The following is a 21,514-nucleotide window of genomic DNA, read 5'->3' as shown; positions in this document are numbered from 1 at the left end:
TAGTAGTTAATTAATTCTCTGCCACGGACGTACTGAAATCACGGAATGAATACTTGTTGACATATAATTATTGGATAGATCCTGAAATAAATTCAGGATGACGATTCTTTAAGGGATGATATTGCCCTCATTACAAACGTTTATTATCTGTGGTCGTCATGCTGAACTTGTTTCAGCATCCATCATCCGTTTAGTTGTGAATGATTTTTCGCTACGGAAACACGGAGACCACGGAATGAATTAACAACAGATAATAAATGCGCTGAACACAGATTTATTAATGTCGTGAGAAAAAATGGTGTTTGGAAAAATTCTTCGGCTCCATATCGTCCTCGTTTGCAACGATGATGGATGAGAAAGGCGATTTCATCGCCATTAAGTTTCATTCCGCATTACAAATGCGAATCTCACTAATACTCGTTGCAAACGAGGACTATTTTAAAGTTTAAAACAACTTCAACTGCTCATTTATTGGCGGTTTTTCTTTCCCAAAAACTGTTCTACCACCATATTTCCAGCTTTCAGCGCGTTCTTTTTGAATCACTTTTTCAAAATCCATATTAGGTATAAAGTCTTTTTCAGCATTGCGGGCAATTTGATGAAGTGATTTTATCGCATGTTGCCTATCAGTATTGCCAATCTTCGCCTTATCAATTGCTTTTTGCAAAACACTTATTGTTTCATCATAAACGTTTACCGGAACAGGGAACGGGTGACCGTCTTTACCACCATGCGCGAAAGAATAACGTGCAGGATCAGTAAACCGGGAAGGAGTGCCGTAAATCACCTCGCTCACCAAAGCCATAGATTGTAGCGTTCTTGGGCCCATGCCTTCCAGTAATAACAGTTCCTAAAAGTCTTTTGGTTGTTTTTCCTGTGCCAGCCACAATATGCTTCCTAAACGTTTTAAATCTACATCTTTTGCTTTTACTTCATGATGATTGGGTAATACTAACTTTTGTATTTCATTAAGCATCCGTGTGGGCGATTCCGCTGTAATACTCATCATGCTTTGCCTTGTCTGATCAGCATTGGTAGCCGTTAGATTCAGGATCTGTCCATATCGTCCTCGTTTGCAACGAGGATGGATGAGAAAGGCGATTTCATCGCCATTAAGTTTCATTCCGCATTACAAATGCGAATCTCACTAATCCTCGTTGCAAACGAGGATTATTTTAAAGTTTAAAACAACTTCAACTGCTCATTTATTGGCGGTTTTTCTTTCCCAAAAACTGTTCTACCACCATATTTCCAGCTTTCAGCGCGTTCTTTTTGAATCACTTTTTCAAAATCCATACTAGGTATAAAGTTTTTTTCAGCATTGCGGGCAATTTGATGAAGTGATTTTATTGCTTGTTGCCTATCAGTATTGCCAATCTTCGCCTTATCAATTGCTTTTTGCAAAACACTTATTGTTTCATCATAAACGTTTACCGGAACAGGGAAGGGGTGACCGTCTTTACCACCATGCGCGAAAGAATAACGTGCAGGATCAGTAAACCGGGAAGGAGTGCCGTAAATCACCTCGCTCACCAAAGCCATAGATTGTAGCGTTCTTGGGCCCATGCCTTCCAGTAATAACAGTTCCTCAAAGTCTTTTGGTTGTTTTTCCTGTGCCAGCCACAATATGCTTCCTAAACGTTTTAAATCTACATCTTTTGCTTTTACTTCATGATGATTGGGTAATACTAACTTTTGTATTTCATTAAGCATCCGTGTGGGCGATTCCGCTGTAATACTCATCATGCTTTGCCTTGTCTGATCAGCATTGGTAGCCGTTAGATTCAGGATCTGCCCCTGGTTAATGCCACAGATCCCTGTATGTGGTTCCTCTACAAAAGATTTTAAGTTTTTAGAATGCCAGTGGTATCTTCTTGCTGTTGAGCTGCTATCGCTCATGCCTTGCTGCACCACGGCCCAATCGCCTTCACTGCTTAAAATAAAACTATGAAGATACAATTGAAATCCATCCTGAATGGCTGTATTGTCCACTTTCGCGCTAAGTTTACTCGCCCGGACCAATTCTGTGCCATTTAAACCTGTTTTATCGGCAATTTTTAAAAGTTCATTTGGGGTTTCCCTGCTGTGCTTTCCTTTGCCTCCGCAAATGTAGATACCCAGCTCTTTAGATAAAGGATTAATCGATTTTTTTAACGCACCCATTACTGATGTGGTAATTCCTGAAGAATGCCAATCCATCCCCATTACTGCACCCAGGCTCTGGAACCAAAACGGACTGCTTAATCGACGTATTACTTCTGCCTTACCATATTCCATCAGAATAGCTTCTGTAATTGCGAGGCCAAGTGTAGACATGCGCTGTGCCAGCCAAGGGGGAACATGGCCGTAATGCAATGGTAAATCTGCGCTTCCTGATCGTTTCAATACTAACAAATTTAGTAATATCTTTTGTTAAATTGAAATTTAGTTAGAAACCAGTTAAATTTAATCTTTAAACTGCTGATCTAAAAATTTGATCATTATTTTGGAAACCTCTTCGAACCAGGGATTAAATAACCAGAAGGGGTGGGGTGTATCCGGAAGTGTATGTACTTCAGAATAAATACCAAAAGGCTTAATTTTTGCAATTAAATCGTCTCTACCTGCATGAAATCGGGCAGTAGAACTATTGATGAATAGTATTGGAACGGAATTTTGACCAGCATGATTTAACGGTGATGCGTTATGCCATAACCTTGGATTTTCCTTTAAATCTGCACCAAGCCAAATCGCCGCAACAGATTTCCTGTTAGGATCTGTACTCACCTCAGCAGATTCAGGATGATCGAAAGCCAGTATCCCATCTATATCAATTACAGCCTGGACGTTACTACTGTGGTTATTTATTTTTTCATTCTCGAACTGAGGATCATGGTTGGTTGTACCAATTAAAGCAGCCAATTGCCCACCTGCAGAAAATCCGGCTACCGTAATTTTATTGGTATCTATATTAAATTCTGCCGCATTTGCTTTTATCCATCTCACTGTATTTTTCAAATCATAAACTGCTGCCGGGAATTGTGCGTGGGTAGATAAGCGATAATCAGTAGTAATGGCAACATAACCGTTTTGCGCCATTTTCTGAGCCAATGGGATGTTTTGGGCACGATTACCAGAACGCCACCCACCACCAAAAACAAACAAAACTGCGGGTGTTGATTTTTTAGATTTCTTTGGATAAATTACATCCAGCAATAAATTCCCTGTTGGATATTTGACATAAACAATATTGCGCTTGACTTTAAAATTACCCATTTTTAACGGATAAGCAATAGTAATATAAGGGCGTTTCTTTTTTTCTTTAATATACGTAGAATATATACTGAATGAAGTATCAGCAGGTATTTTTTGCGCCTGACTTACGGTAAAACAGCACATGAAAATTAAGGTTAGAAATTTCATAAAGGTAAATATATGGAATAGTTTAGCCGCCGATGAAACGTTTGAACTTATATTTTGTTAAGTTTAAACTTTAATGCGGCACCAGATTAATGCGAAAATTTTTACAACGTTTACTTAGTGCCTGGATTATTCGCATGTCGAATAAGTTTGGTTCAAACCCTAACCGTAAACGCATCCATGAAGCTTTAAATAAACTTTATGAGACTATTAACCTCAGCCCTGGAAAACGGGGACTGATTTTCGAAGTTACAGACACTGATAAATTCATCGTTTTATCAGATCAACATAAAGGTGCCCGCGATGATGCAGATGATTTCACTTTAGCCGAAAAGAATTACTTAAAGGCGCTTGAATACTATCATCAACAGGATTTCCACTATATAAATTTGGGTGATAGCGAGGAACTTTGGGAGAATTTACTCGAATCGGTAATAAAACACAATAAAGATACATTCGAAGCAGAGAAAGCCTTTATTGGCAAAAATCATTTCACCAAAATATTTGGCAATCACGATTTGTATTGGGACAACGATCCTTTATCTCAATTTAACCTGAAAAGAATATACGGAGAAGTCATTCGTATTTATGAAGGTGCGATATTAAGGATGCCCCTAAAAGAAGGTAAACTTGATATTTTCCTCACGCACGGGCACCAGGGCGACTTACAGAGTGACGGAAACTGGTTTAGTAAATGGTTTGTAAGTACCATATGGGCACCGTTACAGTCGTACCTTCAAATTAACCTTAATACACCCGCGTACGATAATCAGCTTAAAACAGTGCACAACACTTTGGTGTACGATTGGGTAATGACCAGGGAAAATATTGCTTTAATTACCGGGCACACCCACCAGCCAGTGTTCGCCTCGTTAACACATCTGGAACGGATTTATGTAAAACTAAACAAAGCCGAAAAAGAGAGAAATGCCAGTGATGTTGCTTTTTTAAATGCCGAGCTTCATAAAAGGATAAAAGAAGGAGATAAAGCCCCACTTTTCGGTAAATACAAGCCTGGGTATTTTAACAGCGGATGCTGTTGTTTTAGTGATGGCGATATCACGGGTATTGAAATAGCTGATGGTTTTATCAGATTGATCAAATGGTCTTACCATAGAAATGCTATACCCGAAAGGATTTTACTGGAAGAAATGAAAATCAGTGATTTATCAGATTTAAACCTATTTGATGGGTAACGTAACGTAGAAAGTAGCGCCCAAATCTTTTCCCTCGCTTTCTGCCCATAATTTCCCTTTATGAATTTCAACAAGTGCATTGGCAGTAATTAATCCCAATCCATAGCTATTTTCACGACTAGTGCTTACAGAAGTCAATGGAGCAAATTTCAGGAAAACTTTTTCCAAATCTTCTTCAGTTAAACCCACACCAGTGTCTTTGATCAAAACAGTTATCTCATTATCAGCAATTTGATGGGTTATAAGAATTTCATTCCCTATTGGCGAAAACTTGATCGCATTATCGATCAGCTGACTAAAAACCATAGCAATTTTATCAGCATCAGCAAAAACCTCAACAGGTTCCTGAATATCGATCAAAATTGTTTGATTTTTGCGTTCTAGCGATAGCGTAAATTCTTGTTTTACCTCTTCCAGTATCTGCTTTAAATCTATTTTATCTTTTTTAGGTTTAAATGAAGTTACTTCTTTCCGGGCGGCGCTTAAAATACCATTCAGATTATCAATCATTTTTTTCGATTGCATATTAATCTTACCAGCGATTAAAGATGTTTTGTCGTCAATACCAGGAATACGTCCCAGTAATTCAGATTGAAGTGTGATTGTGGTCATTGGGTTTTTAAGATCATGAACAAGCACATGCAAACGATCATCATAAGCCCTTAAAGTTCTTCTAATCGCCATTCTTGACTCCAATTTTTCCACAACCATATCAGCTAGATGCTGTAGCATGTTTAACTGCCTTGCGTCAGCAGATTTAAATTTATTATCCGCTACGTAAATCAAACCAAGACGATAATCATCAGCCGATACGATTGGCACTGAAGCAAAAAAAGCAAATCTGGCGCTGTCCCGATCCTGAATAATTTCCAGAGCCGATCCACCAAGCTCGGATTTTACGAAAAAACAACCATTGCCTTCAAAGCAGATGCCGGAAAATGGTACGTCAAATATTTCTGCAGCCAATTTCGAAATCTGGTCAAAAGCATTTTCGGCATGGGTATTTAAAATCTCATAATTATCCAGCTTTTTCAAACGCATGGCTTCATTTGAAAAAATATCTCGCTCTGCTTTTTCGTATTGCATTTTTGGTACACTTAATAAATAGATGAATAGCTAAAGGTAGAAATTATGTACAATACCATAAACAATTAATCGTTAAATTTAGTTGTTATAAGGTTGGAGATTATGGAGCAGAAAGCATTAAAAATTAACATCAAAAACAGATAAATAATGAGATTATACATAGAACGTAAACCTGTTAAGGTAAACCCAGATACAAAGAGAGTTATTGCACGTTTTTTTTTTAATGGAGAGGAGAGAGCATTAGAAGTAATCCGTAAGGTTTTAGAATTTCCGGACGATAAAGTATTTTCATTAATATCGCCTATACTGCAAGAGTATTCTAAAAGACACCGGAACATTACCAAAATCTTAACCAGACATTGTAAAAAATTAAAAAAACAATTTTTAGCCTTAGGCACGTCATTCGAAGATATTGATGAATACACCAGATTGTTGATTGGTGCTTACTTTACACATGAATATTCAATAGAATCGGCCGCTTTTTTTAATCCGAGCATTGTTGATGATCCTGATCAAACTGATTTAGTTGAAGGCGAAAAAAGAGTAATTATCAGCTTTAGGGCTGTAGGCGAGGGGCACATTTCATCAATTGTTTTCCGCCGTGCCTTAATTGATAAAAATAATAACATCCAGGTGTTACCGGTTGGTAATTATGTTGATGAGGCAGAGGTCGTAAAAAATGCCATTTATGTCAAGAAATTATTCCTGAAAAAGGCGGCTTATGCACAGATTGATCCCGCTGTTTTAGAAGAAATTGAATCGAAACTTGATGATAAATTTGAATACACCAGTTTAAGCAATATCATTAAAGATTCTAAAAGTTTATATCAGGAAAATCCATCACGCCTAATTGAGTACGATAAAATACTTTGGTTATCAGACACCTATCACACCATTACTTTTTCAAAAGATACCGATATTTCTGATCGTGTAATTTTCCCTATTTCAGAATTTGAACGCAAAGGTATTGAAGATGCGCGTTTTGTTAAATTTATTAAAGATGATGGGAAAGTACTGTATTATGCCACCTATACTGCTTTTGATGGCTCTCTAATTATCCCTAAACTCGTTCAAACCGAAGATTTTTACGAGTTTAAAGTGATTCCGCTTTATGGTGATGGTGCACAAAATAAAAATCTGGCATTATTTCCGCGAAAAATTAATGGGAAATATGTGATGATGAGCCGGATAGATGGATGGAACAATTACCTGATGTTTTCTGATAAGGTAAATGTTTGGGAAAACCCTGTTCTTTTAAAGCAACCCCGCTATGACTGGGAACTGGTGCAGATCGGGAATTGTGGCTCACCTATAGAAACAGAGAAAGGCTGGCTTGTTATTACACATGGAGTGGGACCAATGCGGCGATACTGCATTGGTGTAAGTTTGCTGGATCTGGAAGATCCTAGTATTGAAATAGGACACCTGAAAGAGCCATTAATTATCCCGAATAATGATGAAAGAGAGGGTTATGTGCCAAATGTGGTTTACTCCTGCGGATCCATCATCAGTAATGGTGAATTGATTATACCTTATGGTTTATCAGATTACAGTTCATCATTTGCTACGGTTAATTTAGAATTGCTATTAAACAGGTTATTAGAGAACAATTAATTTTGCAAGTGCCATTTACGCTATTAGATAATAGCGTAAATGGCATCCTAAGGACTAATTTATGCTATCAAAATCAATATGATTAACAGATACATTCATTAGATAATATCCTCAAGAGATCGTCATTCCCAACTTGATCTGATGGCTATCGGATGGGACTTAATGCAAGCGCTTTAAGCATCCCGCATGCACGAGATCCGATAACCATCGGATGACGACCACACTAAAGGATTCTGTTAATGGTAGCTTTCCGAAGTTTCGGCATAAGTAGTGATAGAACTATTATGAAGGTATCAAAGGCGTTTCGACAGCCTCAACATGACAAATTAGAGGTAAAATTTGATGCAGTCTGATATTTTTTATAATAAATACTGAAACACGAAATTAAATATAAAGTAGATTGGCCTTGGCTCTCCAATATAAAAAAAGAGAATACAAAGAAAAAGCTGATTCGGAAGGAATCAGCTTTAATATTTCACAGGTAGTCTAAATGCTAGCTAATTTTATTTGCCTCCATTAATGGCGAGGATAAAGTTTCGTATTCAACTTCAGCTGCTTTTAATATAGCTAAATGTGAGATGAAATAGGCCAATGTGCTTTCTGCACCCTGGTTTCTATTTACACTGTTAAACTGTAATCCATCCGCACAACCATGGGTTTCATAATCGTATAAAGGGATATGAAGGCTGTTTTCGCCTAAAAACCACTTATAGCTCATATGCATCAAATTCAGGTATTGATCATCTTTGGTTACCTCGAAAGTTTTTGCATACAATAAAACCATAGCCATTGTTTCTATAGCCTGTTGATCATAAATCGGGTTTTGACCATGTTTTTTCATCCAGCCGTCATTTCCAACAGGATTAAGGTATCCGTTTTCAAAAGAAAAACTATTTAAAAACTCAATGCTCTCCATGGCAACCTGATATGATTCTTTGTTACCTGTAACTTCGTAATGATGAAGCAGTGCAAGAGGTAAAATTGCATTATCGTAGGTTAAAATGTCTTCAAACCAGTGCCAGCCGCCATCTTTATTGTCTTTGTAAGAGGCCACTAATGCAGCCGCAAGCATATTAATTTCCTGGCTAATCAGTTCATCTCCGGGATTTGCATGTAAGTAATAAGATAAACCGATAATTGTATTAGCCTTTCCTCTTAAATATTTAAGTTCTTTAAAGTGTTTTATCGAATGAGAGAACAATTCCCGACCAAATTCGCGATACGAATTATTTGGGGCACTGGAGACTAAATATCCTAATGCCCAGATGGTTCTGCCGAAAGAGTCTTCAGAACCTACTTCATCTAAGTATTGCCTGTTAAAACTTAAAAAGTTTCTGAAATTTCCATCTTCGGTTTGCATGTATTGGATAAAACTCAGGTATATTGGCATGAAAGATAACGCCCTTTTGTTTTTATCCTGCTCAACAGCCATTAAAGACATAATTAATGCCCTTGCATTATCATCAATACAATAGCCTTCTTTTAAATTTGGAATACCGAAGCGAGCATGTTGAATAATTCCGGTATCGTCTGTAAGTAAGGCAATATGGTTTAAATTTAAAGCCGGCATTCCTTCTACATCTATAATCGGCGGAATCGCTCTTTTCGCTTTAACCTCGGCTGATAAGGCCTCATTCAATACATTAAGATAAATGCTTCCGATAGCTGGCCAACGCAGATTTAATCCATATTCGTAAGCATTTTTTTTCAGTTCCTGGTATTTATCGTTGTCACCCAAAAGGTCATTAACAATAGTTGCCAGTTTATGATGATCTTTGAAATCAAACAATTTACCTCTGTTATCGGCCAACAACTCTTGTGCATGCCAGTACGGAGTAGAAATTACCGCCGCCCCCGCACCAATAGCGTAAGATAAAGTGCCACTCGTAATCTGCGCTTCGTTTAAATAAGGTGTAATGTATAAACAACATGCTGTTAAATACTGATGAAGTTCTTCTTCCGAAACGAATTTATTAACAAAAACAATATTTTTTTCTACGCCTAAATCCTTCGCCAGTGCTTTTAAACTGTCGCGATATTCTTCGCCATTATGTTTTACTACACCAGGATGGGTGTTGCCTAAAATCATATATAAAACATCAGGATGTTTGGCTACAATATCTGGTAACGCCTTAATTACTGTTTCTAAACCTTTGTTTCTACTAATTAAACCGAATGTAAAAAGCACTTTTTTACCCTTAAATAATTCACTTTGTGCAATTTGATTATTTACAATAGGCTCTAAATCCGGCACACCGTGTTCTATCAATTGAATAGAAGCTTTCGGAATCTGATAGATACTGGTTAAAAACATTACTGCCTTTTTGCTCATTACCACCAGTTTAGCCGATTTAGCTGCAATCTCCTTGATAATGGTTTGTTGCATAAAATTCGGCTCTTTTAAAACCGTATGTAAAATGGTAATGAACGGCTTTTTTAACCTATTAATTAGTGAAAGTAAAAACACACCACTATTGCCACCGTATATGCCAAATTCATGTTCAATGATACAGGTGTCTACATCACTGTTATTGATAAAATCGGCAGCCTCCAGGTAATCTTGTTGGTTTTGTTGTCGGATAACAAATTTTACTTCGCTTGGGTATTGGTGTTCGTTCACATCATCCGACTCATTCATCGCAACGACAAAACTCTTGTTGGCATCGTAAGTAGGATTTAAACTTAAAGCATTAACCAGATTTTGATTGAAGGTAGCTAAGCCACATTCACGGGGCGGATAGGTAGAAATATAGGCTATTTTCATCTTTTTAAATGTTTTCAATGGTAATTACAATCATGATCTCTCTATTCCCTTTATTACTTTGAAAAAGAATGATGGTTTCACAAGTATTTCAGTAAGGTTGATAATTAATTAACATTATATAATTTAAATAGTTTGTTGTTTAGACGTTTTGCTCTCAATAAACTCAAAACAATAAGTTTTATACACATGTTAATAGATAAATTTAAACATTTAGCTATGAGATCAATATGGAAAGGTTCGATTGGATTTGGTTTGGTAAACATTCCGGTTAAGTTGTTTTCCGGTGTCCAGAATAGTAACCTTGATTTAGATATGCTTGATGAACGTGATCAGGCGAAGATTAAATTTTTGAGGGTGAACGAAAATACCCATAAAGAGGTGCCTTACGACAAAATTGTGAAAGGTTACTTTCTAAAAGACAGGTATGTGATATTGGATAAGCACGATTTTGAAGAGGCTGCGCCTGAGAAAACGAAGATTATTGAGTTAGAGAATTTTGTTGATATAAAAGATATCAATCCCATATATTACGAAACGTCTTATTATACGGAGCCTGAAAAACAGGGAAGAAAAGCTTATAGTTTATTACTGAAAGCATTACAAAAATCCGGCAAAGCCGGTGTGGCCAGGTTTGTACTCAGGAATACTGAAAATCTTTGTGTGATTCATCCCATGGAAGATGTTATTGTCATCACAAAAATCAGGTTTAATCAGGAAATCAGGAGCTTATCTGAGATTAATAAAGTTGATGATATCAGCATTACCAAAAAAGAAATGGATGTGGGATTGGCGCTGATTAAACAGTATAGCTCGAAATTTGACCTGAGTACTTTTAAAGATGATTACAGCAATGAGTTATTGAAAATTATTAAAGCAAAAGCTAAAGGAAAACGAGCTACAGTTAAAAAGATGAAACCTCAAAAAGCTTCAAGTGATGATTTATACGATCAGTTGATGCAGAGCTTGGGCTCGAAGAAAGGAGCATAGTGAGTTGGGAGTCCGGTTTGGAGTTGAGAATTGGGAGCTGGGGGTTTGGGAGTGTTCAACGCTTTTATGCGTAGCGCCGTAAAAGATAGCATTGAAGTGTTTTTCACTTCAATGCTATTCACTTTACTTAAAAGCAGCTTTTAATTGTTCGGCGACATAAGCCTGGGCGGCTTTTGCTTCCGGCACAAGAGGCGACATCCCAAAAAATTCGTGTGTTACCCCTTCATAATTTTTAGCGTTAACCTTTACACCAGCAGCCTTCAGTTTAGCAGCCAACATTACGCCATCATCATGTAAAGGATCTATTTCGGCCGTAATAATGGTTGTTGACGGAAGTCCTTTTAAATCTGCATTAATTAATGATATCCTGGAATCTTGCGCTTCAATCATGCTATTCAGGTATTTTTCCGTAAACCAGTTCATCATGGCTTTGTTTAAAGGTTTTGCATTTGCATACATTGTATAAGATTCCGTATTCATATCTGCCTGGGCAATAGGATAAATCAAAACTTCATGTACAGGAAGCATAATGTGTTTATTTCTGGCCATAATGGAAACGTTTGCTGCCAGATTTCCACCTGCACTTTCGCCAACCACTGCAATCTTGGCCGGGTCTGCTTTTAAGTCTACCGCATTTTTTATTGCCCATTCATAAGCTGCAAATGCATCGTTATGAGCCGTAGGAAACTTGTTCTCAGGAGCTAAACGATAAGCTACAGAAACTACAATTGCACCAACCTGTTCAGCTAAAGCCTGGGCTGAAGCATTGTAAACATCTACATTAGCAATAACGAAGCCACCACCATGATAATAAACAATAAGTGGGTGTGGTCCACTCCCTGTTTTCGGAGTGTAAATGCGTAAATGGATTTTACCTCCTTCAACATCGATATCCCTACCTGCTGTATCTACCGTAGCAACAGGAACAACCATGTTATTCTGTTTCATCAAATCCATTACCGCATCGGTTGGTGCATGATTCTTACGCGCATCAGTAGCACTTAAAGTTTCTAAGGGTTTATCCCCATAACTGCTTAATTTCTCTATTATCACCTGCATTTCAGGTTTTATGGTTTTCCCCCATTCTGGCGCAGGTCCCACAGGTTTTAGTGCCGCATTTCTGGTAGAATCAGTTATAGTCGAATCTGCAGTAGTAGATTTTTCTGTTTCACTAGTACATGCTGAAAGAAAAATGGCCGTTCCGCAAAAAAAGATAATAGGTTTCAACAAGTTGGTTTTCATAACGTTATTTTATTTTTTAAATATGGCTCTATAACACAATCGTTGCAACAAGTGTTTTTGCGATCATACAAATTTCTGAATTTTAATAAATGGCAAACTTCTTGAGCGATTAATATGTTCTTAAATAAACTATAGTGATGCTAACGGAAATAACAGGATTACCAGATCATATTTTTGGCGTAAGAGCCACAGGAGAAGTGACCAGTGAAGATATAAAGAGTGTGTTATTAACAGGTTTGAAAAGAACCGCAGATCGGTTTAAAGAAATCAGGTATTTATTGGTGTTAGAAACTGATGTTAAAAACTTTACAGCCGGTGCATGGGTGCAAGATGTTAAAGCGGGCTTACAAAACTTCGATAAATGGAAAAAAATTGCAGTTGTAAGTGCTGAAAAAGGAGTAGAGTGGTTTACTGATGTTTTCACCATCGCCACGCCTGGCAAATCTAAAGGCTTTAAACCAGAAGAAATAGAAGAGGCGAAAGCCTGGCTCAATGCTGAAGATTAACGATAAAAAAAATATGAAAAATTCTAAAACATCGGCAGAAAGTAGCAAGGCTACTGCACCGGAAAATGCAAAAGCTAAAGGCGCTAACGATAAAATTACATCGGCTAAAGATGCCAAAAAAGTTGATGTAACTAAAGAAAAGTCAGCCAAACAAAAGGAGTAATAAGATATAGCGAATACTATGATGAAGATTGATACTGGTAATATTGATCATTTTTACGATAAAGCTTACGATTGGATAATTGATAAGGGACCTTCCCTAATTTTAGGTATAATACTGCTCATTTTGGGCTTGTGGTTAATTAAGCTGTTGGGAAAATGGATGCAGGGTGGTATGCACCGTAAGGATATCAACCCATCATTACGACCGTTTTTAACCAGTTTAATACTCATTACTTTACGTGTATTGCTCGTACTTACCATAATGCAGATTGTTGGCATTCAGCTTACTTTTTTAACGGTGCTTATTGGTGGTATTGGTGTTGCAGCAGGTTTAGCTTTATCTGGTACACTTCAGAATTTTGCCAGTGGAGTGTTAATTTTATTACTGAAACCATTTGTTGTTGGTGACAATATTATTGCGCAAGGCCAGGAAGGGACAGTTACTTCAATTCAAATATTTTATACTATTGTTAAAACATTTGATAACAGAACCGTGGTAATCCCTAACAGTAAACTATCCAATGAAGTGATCATCAATATCAGTAGAGAAGGCACCAGGAGATTAGATGTGGAAATTAAATTTAGCTACGGAATAGATTACCAACAAGTTGCTTCCATTTTTAATCAAACAGTTGATGAATTTAGTGACTGTTTAAAAACTCCTGAACGGAGGATTGGTGTATCTAGTTTGGAAGATAACGGCTTTAAAGCAAATTTAAATGTTTGGATAAAAGCTCATGGATTTACAGATACTAAACTTGCTTTTCTGGAAGCATTAATGAAAAACTTAAAACTCGGAGGAGTAAGACTACCAGGTATGCCAGAATAAAAATTATTTTTTTAACAAAGCATAGATTTTATCCATCAACTCATCGATGTTAAAGGGCTTGGCCATAAAGTCATCTGCTTCTAATCCATCAACTGTATAATTGCTTGCGTTGTAACGGGCAGAGATCATTAAAACCGGAATATTCCTTGTTGCTTCAGCATCTTTAAGTTCCTTTAAAAGCACCCTTCCATCAACGTCAGGAAGCATTATATCCATAATTATTACGTCTGGATTAAATTCCAGGACATGGTTGATGAAATCTGCACCTTTGTTTAATCCGTCAACATTGAAAGCTTCGCTTTCTAAAATAAGCGTGATAACATCTAGGATTGCATGGTTATCTTCGATTACCAAAATATTTTTCTTTGCCAAAGTTTAAATGATTTTTTTAATTTCAAACAAATATATAATAAAAAATAAATCTCAAATCCGAATTTATCAAATTAGAGACATTCTAAAATTTGGCTTTATATTCGTTAATTTGCGAGATTAAATATGCTGCAATATCACACACATGACTAAATTTTCTGTAGACCTAACTAATTGTGATCATGAGCCGATCCATATACCGGGTAAAATTCAATCACATGGTTTTCTTGTAGCTGTTGATAAGAATAGCACTACCATTGCCTATATCAGTGAGAATACAGGAGATTTTTTAAAAAAAGAGGCTAAAAGCTTATTAAATAAACCGCTCGCTGAGTTAAATGATTTGATTAAGCAACAAGATTCGGCCTTCAATATTGAAGACTTGCTAAAGCTTGGTATCATCCGTAAAAGTTTCGATGCCATCAGTCCACATCCCCTGGAAATTAACGGAAAGCCATTTTACCTCATTATTTCCTCTTCAACAAACGATTGGTTGTTGGAGTTTGAACCTGTTACATTACAGTTTGATATTCAAAGTTCCATTGGCCGCTCTGCCTCATCCATGCTTCAGGGAAAAAACATTTTTGCCTTGTTAAAGGGCGCAGCCAAAGAGGTAAAAAGGCTGATCAATTACGATCGTATTATGGTCTATAAATTTTTAGAAGATGGCCATGGCGAAGTTGTAGCAGAAGAAAAAGAAGCAGATTTAGAATCATTTTTTGGCTTACACTACCCCGCATCTGATATTCCAAAGCAGGCCAGGGAGTTGTATAAACTAAATTTAACCAGGTTAATTGCCGATGTGAGTATAGCCGATTCGAAAATTATTACGTTTAAAGAAAATGAATCGCTTGATTTAACAAACGGAGGTTTACGGGCGGTATCGCCCATCCACATTCAGTATTTGAAAAATATGGGTGTTCATTCTAGTTTTAGCATATCCTTAATTTCTCATGGTGAGCTTTGGGGTTTAATTGCCTGCCATAATTATAGCCCTAAATTTATAGATTATAAGGCACGGGAAGGTGCCAAACTCATCGGACAAATTCTTTCTTCAGCACTTGAATATCGTCAGGAAGAAGAAGATGCAAAGATTATTGAACAATTTAAAAGTACTGCAAATATACTTTCAGAGCATTTAAACCGCGACAAGTATTTAATCGAAGCCATAACCACCCACAAGCGAACCATTTTAGATGCGACAAAAGCTACCGGAGTGGCAATCATTTTTGAAAAAGAACTCAGAGCGATTGGAAATGTACCGCTAGAAGAAGATATAAGAGAACTTGCAGAATGGCTAAAAATTACAAACGACGAGTCGATATACTATACACATCGTTTATCTGAAATATTTTCTCCTGCCAAGAAATATAAAGCCATAGCTTCCGGCATTCTGTCCTGTGTGATCAACAAAGAAATGGGCGAAATGATCATTTGGTTCAAACCAGAAATGATTAGCAATGTAAACTGGGCCGGAAATCCAGATAAACCCGTAGTATCCTCAGAAAATGGTTTGATGAGCCTGTCTCCACGCAAATCATTCGAAATCTGGTCGGAAGTAGTTAACAATACTTCTGAAAAATGGATGGCTGAAGAAATTACCTCGGTATTAAGGATCCGCGAAATTATTATTTCAGATATTAATAAAAAGGCGAACGAAATTAGATTACTGAATGAAAAGCTGCAGGCCGCTTACGAAGAATTGGATACGTTTAGTTATACCATATCGCATGACTTAAGAACACCACTTACCTCTATTAAAACCTACGCAGAGCTGATGCTTAAAAATAAGAGCATAGATGAGGGAGGTAAAAAAATGTTAAGCAGAATATTGGTGGGTGCCGATAAAATGAACTTGTTAATTAAGGAAATTTTAAATTTAGCAAGGGTTGGCCGTTCTGAAATTAACTTTGAGACAGTTAATGTAGAATTGCTATTAAAAGAGATCAAAAATGAAATATGGTCGGCCTATAAAGCAGATCATGTTACGTTAACTTTAGGACAACTCCCAAATATAAAAGGAGATAAAACCATGATTACGCAGGTTTTTACAAACCTAATCGGAAATGCTGTTAAATACTCTTCGGCGGCCAGCAAACCAGAAGTAGAGGTTTCTGCGTATATAGATGGAGGAGAGATTATCTATTCGGTAAAAGATAATGGTATAGGAATTGATAACCGTTATTACGACAGAGTTTTTGAGCTTTTTAAGCGTATGGATAATGTAAAGGATATTGAAGGATCCGGAGTGGGACTTGCTATAGTAAAAAGGATTATAGAGAAACATCACGGTAGGGTTTGGTTTGAGAGTAAGCTAAATGTAGGATCAACTTTTTTTGTAGCTTTTAAAAACAGATAAATGAAAACACCAGATATATTTTATGTAGAGGATGATATAGATTATGCGTTTTTTATGCAAAGTGCTGTACATGAAGTGAAGGATACATTAAATCTAACTATAGTTGAAGATGGGGCAGAAGCATTAAAAAAACTGCAGCATTTTGCAGAAAATAAAACTAAACCAAAATTAATTTTGCTTGATCTGAATTTGCCAGGCTTATCTGGTTTGGATTTATTAAAATTTATACGGGATATTCCTTATCTGAAAACAATACCCGTTATCTTATTTTCTACATCTGATAATCCTGACGATGTAAAAGCATCAATAGAATTTGGGGCCAATGCCTACCTTACCAAACCCGATGGTTACGAGAACCTGGTTAAATGTGTGCATTCGGTACACGACTTTTGGTTTAACCGACATTTGAGGTTAAATTAAAATATAATAAAATTATATAGATAGATTCGGCTATGAAGTCCGGATCTTTTCTATTTCAAAACAAGATCCCCCTTTATGATTGCCAATTTATTAAGAACCGAAACTGCACAGAACCATAAAACATTAGAATCGTTAATGTTCGTTAACGAGATTATGAATAATTCTTTAAGTATAGATCAGTATAAAAAGCTTTTAACCATTAATTATATTATTCACCAGAGGTTAGAGAATGAATTAGCAAATATGCTTGACGCAGCTATTGCGGAGCAACTGGAAATGAAAGATCGATTGAAACTGAACGCTTTAACAAAAGACTTAGATTATTGGAATATAAACAGTTTAACCTTGCCGGAATTAGCTTTTGAACTGTTTGTTCCTAAAAAAAATACAGCAGAAGTTTTAGGCGCATTATATGTATTGGAAGGGGCAACATTAGGCGGTAATGTAATTAAAAGGCATATTCTAGCCAATCCGAATTTTAAAAACCACGAAAATGGCTTAAATTATTATGGTATTTATGGTGAGGAGCTTGGCACAAAATGGAAAAATTTTGTTAGCGTATTAAATGAGCGGGTGGAAGAAGCCGATTACCAACGCTGTATCAATAGTGCCAACAAAACCTTCAATAACCTGATCAGCCTCGCTGAGCAAATTGCGTAAGTAACCATATTTTGACTTGAAATTATTAAAAATGTGGCTACAATAAGTGTCAGGGCATTTTTTTGATTGTGAAAATGTGCAAAACTTCTTTTAAATAAAAATTTGCTTTCTGTTGTTAATTCGAGGTAAATATGTATTATTGAAAAAAAATAAATTTTTTAAACCTTAAAACATCAATTAGCGATGGAAAAATTCTCAAAAGTTAAAGCTGCTGTTGCTGCTATCGAAGCAGATGTAGAAAAATTTTATAATGCTGGCAATGCAGCTGCTGGTACTCGTGTGCGTAAAGCAATGCAAGATCTTAAAGTTTTAGCACAAGAAATCCGTGCAGAAGTAACTGAAAAGAAAAACTCTGGAAAATAATATTTCGCGAGTATGAAACAAAAAGGGTTTTGGTATGCCAGAACCCTTTTGCGTTTGTAACAGATTCGTATGACGAGGTCTAAAAGGGAGGTGCGATGGCGAGACCTCATAAGTCTTCCGAAACGACACCCTGAACTTATTTCAGGGCCTTTTTTGACTTTAAAGCGGCCATCATCTCCTAAAGTGCAACGGAGATATCCAGATAGATTTATCGACTGTGTTGCACTCCGCTGGCAATGACGGTCTTTTATGGTTAAACCTCGTGGATCTGTAACACACAAAAGCCCCTAAAAAGATAAAGCTCCCCATCGCGGAGAGCATCTATCCAACTAACAAAACATATTTTTTATAGGTATAAGCCTTAGCCTAAATCGAACCTTTCTTAACCAGTTTATATTCGATCACTGGCATACCACGCGTGCCGCCATCGTTAGAAGTAAAGCTGTTGAATTTAAGCTTGTAAACGTTTCCAGATCCGTCTTTAATAAGGAAAAAAGTATCTGATTTTACTCCTATTGGCATTGTAATACCATTAACTGTGCTTGGTTGTGTAAGTCGCCAATTTGTTCCAATTACATCTTTTACAGATAGAAAGGTTATACCAGCCAAATCAGCTTCAACAAATGTCGCGTAGCTATCTTTTTTAGAAACCATTGCAGCTGTTACCCCACCTAAATTATTAATGGATACAAAATCCTGAACCCAATAAGGCGAGCCTAAGCCAGAATTTGAAGTACTATAACTCCATGAAATATCCCATGCACTTTTTGCTGGTTCAGCCTGAACAACTTTATTGTTTTCTAATGAAACAAAAACCAGGTTATAATCAGCACTTTTAGGTACATCCAAAGTTTTTATTACAGTTTCGTTTAGTTTGGCATATTGAACTTTATAACCAGATCCATTACGAGTAACTTTTAATTTAAACCATTTGTCTTTATCCTTATTTCCTTCGTAGCTTAATAAATAAACCTTGTTTTCGGATTCGGTAGCACTTACTTCAGCGAAAGCTGTTTTAGTGATATTTCCATCCCAATAATCAACCAGCGACACAGTAAGCGGATCCATGATATCATGATTTAAATTAACTGTTGTTCCTGGATCTGTCAATGTAACAGCGTTAATATCAGTTTTAGATGTTGCCGTTGCAGTCGTTTGATAAGAAGGGTTAAGCACAACTCTAAATTTACCATCAGAAGTTAAGCCAATGTTAAAGCTTTTCCGATCAACAGCAATTTGCTTATCGGTACTAAAATCTACATATACAATGTTGGTGTAATTGGATTCTGCTGTTTTACCATTAAGCGTTAAAGTACTGCCATCGGATGGCGGAACAACCACAATAGGTTCATCCGAATCTTTTTTACAGGCTGTAAAAGTTATCATTACAACAGCAAATGCGATCATTAAGTTAAGTTTATTCATCTTGTTTTAATTATGTTATTATGGTTAAAGTTTATTCCAGTTATAGGTTAGCCCAAGCACATACGATCGACCATAACTATATGGAACATCACCACCCGTACTATGTGCCCCACCAGTTGCGGTTGAACCGTTGGTTAATTGTGTAACATTAAATAGGTTTTTAATACCTGCATTAATGGTTAAAAATTTAAACAGGTTTTTGTTCAGCATTAAATCTGCTGTATGGAAAGAACCAATTTTTACTAGTTTTGCCGTAGAGGCATTGTTTTCTGTAGAAAGCTGATAGCTTGGTAAGCTACCTGTATATTTGTAAAATAAGCTGATACTTCCGCTAATCTTTGGAAAAGTATAAGTAACATTCGAATTTACTTCTGTAGCCCAGGCGAATTCAGGCGTTTGTAGGTGATCGTTCTCGCTTAACTCATTATATCTGCCGATATAGGATAGCCCAAGCGAAACCTGCAAACTTTTTCTAAAAGTGAGCGCATTATCCAAAGTGCCACCTGCGGTTTTGTACTTAGACACATTGATTAGAGTGGTTATGGAATTATTAGTAGGAGATAAGCCAAAATCAATCCTATTCTTAACCAGGTTATAAAATCCGGTTAAAGTAGTGCGGAATTCGACACGCTGGTCGCGAGCGCCTGTCCACACCAAAGAGCCATTAAAACTGTTCGATTCTTCTGCTTTTAAATTGGGATTGCCCCAAATATTATGACTGGCATCTACAAAATCATAATACAATTCCCTCAAGGCTGGTGAACGAAAACCTTTCGCATAAGCCAAACGCAGATCAAGGTTCTTGGTTAACATCAATTTCGCATTTAGTGATGGAATTACCGGAGGTGCATCGTAAACGGAGTTTTTGATAAATCGCAATCCCGGTCTGATGTTTATTATCTCCCCCAATTTAATTTCAGCTGTAACAAAAGCGGCATAATCATTAATTACAGGCGAACCACTTATTCTTTGTCCGCTGGCAGCATCACGATTATATTCGAAACCCGGTTGAAATGATACCAAATTATTTAAGATATAAACTGCTGTTCCCCTAAAAATGGCAGAATTAAACCTGGCAATATCCTGTTCGCCTGCACCATTTGATAATACTTCTGTATTATTGGTAAAATCGTGGATAACCGTTTTAGTGGCACGATCGAGTTTGGTAAAGCCTGCAATAGCCGACAGCTGCAGTTTATTGCTGATTTTATATGCGGATTGAAGCTGTTGGGTATAGCGGTTTGTGCGATAAGTTTGTAGCAATCCCTTATAACTATTCGGGTTTAAACCAGCCCGCACATCAATATCTTCCGTCAGTCCATCCAAACGATACCAAATGCTGAAATGATGACGGCGGTAACCTATTCTAGTATTGGCCAGATATTGTTCTTTTGGTTTCCACCGGTTGGTAACTGCGGCAACTTCTTGTATGGTAGCCTTTTTGTCTGCTACATTCCAGCCACCAAAATCATTATGGGTAAAACCTGCCAGCAAACTCCAATTGTTGTTCTTCCAATTGGCAGTGATGTGCTGCAGATGATTTCCCTTTCCTGATAAAACTTCATACTCTTTGCCTGCAGTCTCTTCCTGAACCCGTGCTGATAAATTTAAGAACTGTTTACCCGGATTTTTGGTAATGATATTGATTACACCGGCCAATGCATCAGCTCCATACACTACAGACATTGGTCCTTCTACAATCTCAATGCGTTCAATCGTATTAATATCTATCTGATTTAAACTTTCCCGTGTATCTGATCTATCTACCATGGGTACGCCATCTAAAAGTATTTTTACATTTCTGCCCGTCATCCCCATTAAAGAAACATCAGTTGTACCTAAGGTTAAATCATTGCTAAACCGAAAACCGAGTTCGGTATTTAAAATCTGTTGTACATTGCTTGCTGCCCTTAAACTAATTTGTTCTGCACTGATCATTCTCACATTGTACACCGAATTTCTTAAGGTCTGTGGACCGTACTGCCCGGTAATTACCACATCTTTTAAATCATTTGCCTTCGTTGTATCCACTTTAGTTTCCTGAGCGACAGCAATAAATCCATAAAGTGATAAAGCGATTGACAAATATGTTTTCATTTATTTAGACTAATTATAAATAATTATGCAAATTTG

Annotated in this window: 18 protein-coding genes and 1 pseudogene; 10 read left to right on the top strand and 9 right to left on the bottom strand. The window is 36.9% G+C overall.

The features are described from left to right. Window positions 1-445: 445 nt before the first annotated feature. The 3 genes and pseudogenes from BLR60_RS25380 to BLR60_RS02160 form a co-directional block, all read right to left on the bottom strand. Window positions 446-1,123: pseudogene (locus BLR60_RS25380) on the bottom strand (DUF763 domain-containing protein). Window positions 1,124-1,182: 59 nt separating this feature from the next. Further along, on the bottom strand, window positions 1,183-2,385 hold the full coding sequence (locus tag BLR60_RS02165; protein ID WP_090496406.1) for a DUF763 domain-containing protein: 1,203 nt from the start codon (window positions 2,383-2,385) through the stop codon (window positions 1,183-1,185). A 60-nt stretch (window positions 2,386-2,445) separates the two neighbouring features. Next, window positions 2,446-3,402 (bottom strand): alpha/beta hydrolase, encoded by a 957-nt coding sequence (locus BLR60_RS02160; protein ID WP_090496405.1) that lies wholly within the window; start codon window positions 3,400-3,402, stop codon window positions 2,446-2,448. Between the two features lie 89 nt (window positions 3,403-3,491). Between BLR60_RS02160 and BLR60_RS02155 the strand changes: the two genes are divergently transcribed. After that, entirely contained in the window at window positions 3,492-4,595 is a 1,104-nt protein-coding gene (locus BLR60_RS02155) for a metallophosphoesterase (protein ID WP_090496404.1), read from the top strand. Here the strand turns inward: BLR60_RS02155 and BLR60_RS02150 are convergent. Beyond that, window positions 4,581-5,681, bottom strand: a complete 1,101-nt coding sequence (locus BLR60_RS02150; protein ID WP_090496403.1) for a sensor histidine kinase — start codon at window positions 5,679-5,681, stop codon at window positions 4,581-4,583. The genes BLR60_RS02155 and BLR60_RS02150 overlap by 15 nt on opposite strands. A 147-nt stretch (window positions 5,682-5,828) precedes the next feature. Between BLR60_RS02150 and BLR60_RS02145 the strand changes: the two genes are divergently transcribed. After that, window positions 5,829-7,295, top strand: coding sequence for a glycoside hydrolase family 130 protein (locus BLR60_RS02145; RefSeq protein WP_090496402.1), 1,467 nt, complete (start codon window positions 5,829-5,831; stop codon window positions 7,293-7,295). 493 nt (window positions 7,296-7,788) lie between these two features. Here BLR60_RS02145 and BLR60_RS02140 read toward each other — a convergent pair whose 3' ends face one another. Further along, window positions 7,789-10,059 (bottom strand): glycosyltransferase, encoded by a 2,271-nt coding sequence (locus BLR60_RS02140; RefSeq protein WP_090496401.1) that lies wholly within the window; start codon window positions 10,057-10,059, stop codon window positions 7,789-7,791. Between the two features lie 216 nt (window positions 10,060-10,275). On the opposite strand from BLR60_RS02140, the gene ku reads away from it, so the two are divergent. Continuing rightward, window positions 10,276-11,046 (top strand): non-homologous end joining protein Ku, encoded by a 771-nt coding sequence (gene ku, locus BLR60_RS02135; RefSeq protein ID WP_090496705.1) that lies wholly within the window; start codon window positions 10,276-10,278, stop codon window positions 11,044-11,046. Between the two features lie 123 nt (window positions 11,047-11,169). On the opposite strand, the gene BLR60_RS02130 is transcribed toward ku, so the two are convergent. Next, window positions 11,170-12,288 (bottom strand): alpha/beta hydrolase, encoded by a 1,119-nt coding sequence (locus tag BLR60_RS02130; RefSeq protein WP_090496400.1) that lies wholly within the window; start codon window positions 12,286-12,288, stop codon window positions 11,170-11,172. Window positions 12,289-12,425: 137 nt separating this feature from the next. Here BLR60_RS02130 and BLR60_RS02125 point away from each other — a divergent pair, with 137 nt between their 5' ends. Genes BLR60_RS02125 through BLR60_RS02120 form a run of 3 tightly spaced genes read left to right on the top strand, consistent with a single transcriptional unit; the run spans window position 12,426 to window position 13,785 of the window. Next, the gene (locus tag BLR60_RS02125; RefSeq protein WP_090496399.1) at window positions 12,426-12,794 is read left to right on the top strand and encodes a SpoIIAA family protein; all 369 of its coding nucleotides are present in this window, start codon (window positions 12,426-12,428) and stop codon (window positions 12,792-12,794) included. Between the two features lie 13 nt (window positions 12,795-12,807). Continuing rightward, entirely contained in the window at window positions 12,808-12,957 is a 150-nt protein-coding gene (locus BLR60_RS24765; protein ID WP_167354664.1) for a hypothetical protein, read from the top strand. A gap of 18 nt (window positions 12,958-12,975) precedes the next feature. Beyond that, complete coding sequence (locus tag BLR60_RS02120; protein WP_244155563.1) at window positions 12,976-13,785, top strand: mechanosensitive ion channel family protein; 810 nt, start codon at window positions 12,976-12,978, stop codon at window positions 13,783-13,785. 3 nt (window positions 13,786-13,788) lie between these two features. On the opposite strand, the gene BLR60_RS02115 is transcribed toward BLR60_RS02120, so the two are convergent. Further along, a complete protein-coding gene (locus BLR60_RS02115) occupies window positions 13,789-14,157 on the bottom strand; it encodes a response regulator transcription factor (protein ID WP_090496397.1) in 369 nt (122 codons plus the stop codon). Between the two features lie 142 nt (window positions 14,158-14,299). Here BLR60_RS02115 and BLR60_RS02110 point away from each other — a divergent pair, with 142 nt between their 5' ends. The 4 genes from BLR60_RS02110 (at window position 14,300) to BLR60_RS02095 (ending at window position 17,956) form a co-directional block, all read left to right on the top strand. Continuing rightward, the gene (locus BLR60_RS02110) at window positions 14,300-16,513 is read left to right on the top strand and encodes an ATP-binding protein (RefSeq protein ID WP_090496396.1); all 2,214 of its coding nucleotides are present in this window, start codon (window positions 14,300-14,302) and stop codon (window positions 16,511-16,513) included. After that, window positions 16,514-16,933, top strand: a complete 420-nt coding sequence (locus BLR60_RS02105) for a response regulator (protein WP_090496395.1) — start codon at window positions 16,514-16,516, stop codon at window positions 16,931-16,933. A gap of 75 nt (window positions 16,934-17,008) precedes the next feature. Further along, complete coding sequence (locus BLR60_RS02100) at window positions 17,009-17,593, top strand: biliverdin-producing heme oxygenase (RefSeq protein WP_090496394.1); 585 nt, start codon at window positions 17,009-17,011, stop codon at window positions 17,591-17,593. Between the two features lie 183 nt (window positions 17,594-17,776). Then, window positions 17,777-17,956 (top strand): hypothetical protein, encoded by a 180-nt coding sequence (locus tag BLR60_RS02095; RefSeq protein WP_056096518.1) that lies wholly within the window; start codon window positions 17,777-17,779, stop codon window positions 17,954-17,956. Window positions 17,957-18,322: 366 nt separating this feature from the next. Here the strand turns inward: BLR60_RS02095 and BLR60_RS02090 are convergent, their stop codons facing one another. Both BLR60_RS02090 and BLR60_RS02085 read right to left on the bottom strand, forming a co-directional pair. Continuing rightward, window positions 18,323-19,381: an HmuY family protein gene (locus tag BLR60_RS02090; RefSeq protein ID WP_090496393.1), complete on the bottom strand. Its 1,059-nt coding sequence runs from the start codon at window positions 19,379-19,381 to the stop codon at window positions 18,323-18,325. A gap of 24 nt (window positions 19,382-19,405) precedes the next feature. After that, window positions 19,406-21,478 carry a TonB-dependent receptor plug domain-containing protein gene (locus BLR60_RS02085; RefSeq protein ID WP_090496392.1) on the bottom strand — a complete coding sequence of 691 codons (2,073 nt, stop codon included), beginning with the start codon at window positions 21,476-21,478 and terminating at the stop codon, window positions 19,406-19,408. Window positions 21,479-21,514 lie beyond the last annotated feature (36 nt).

Source organism: Pedobacter terrae (assembly GCF_900100705.1).
GTDB classification, from domain to species: domain Bacteria; phylum Bacteroidota; class Bacteroidia; order Sphingobacteriales; family Sphingobacteriaceae; genus Pedobacter; species Pedobacter terrae.
Note: the sequence above shows the minus strand (reverse complement) of the source record. Positions and strands in the feature narration are given on the sequence as shown.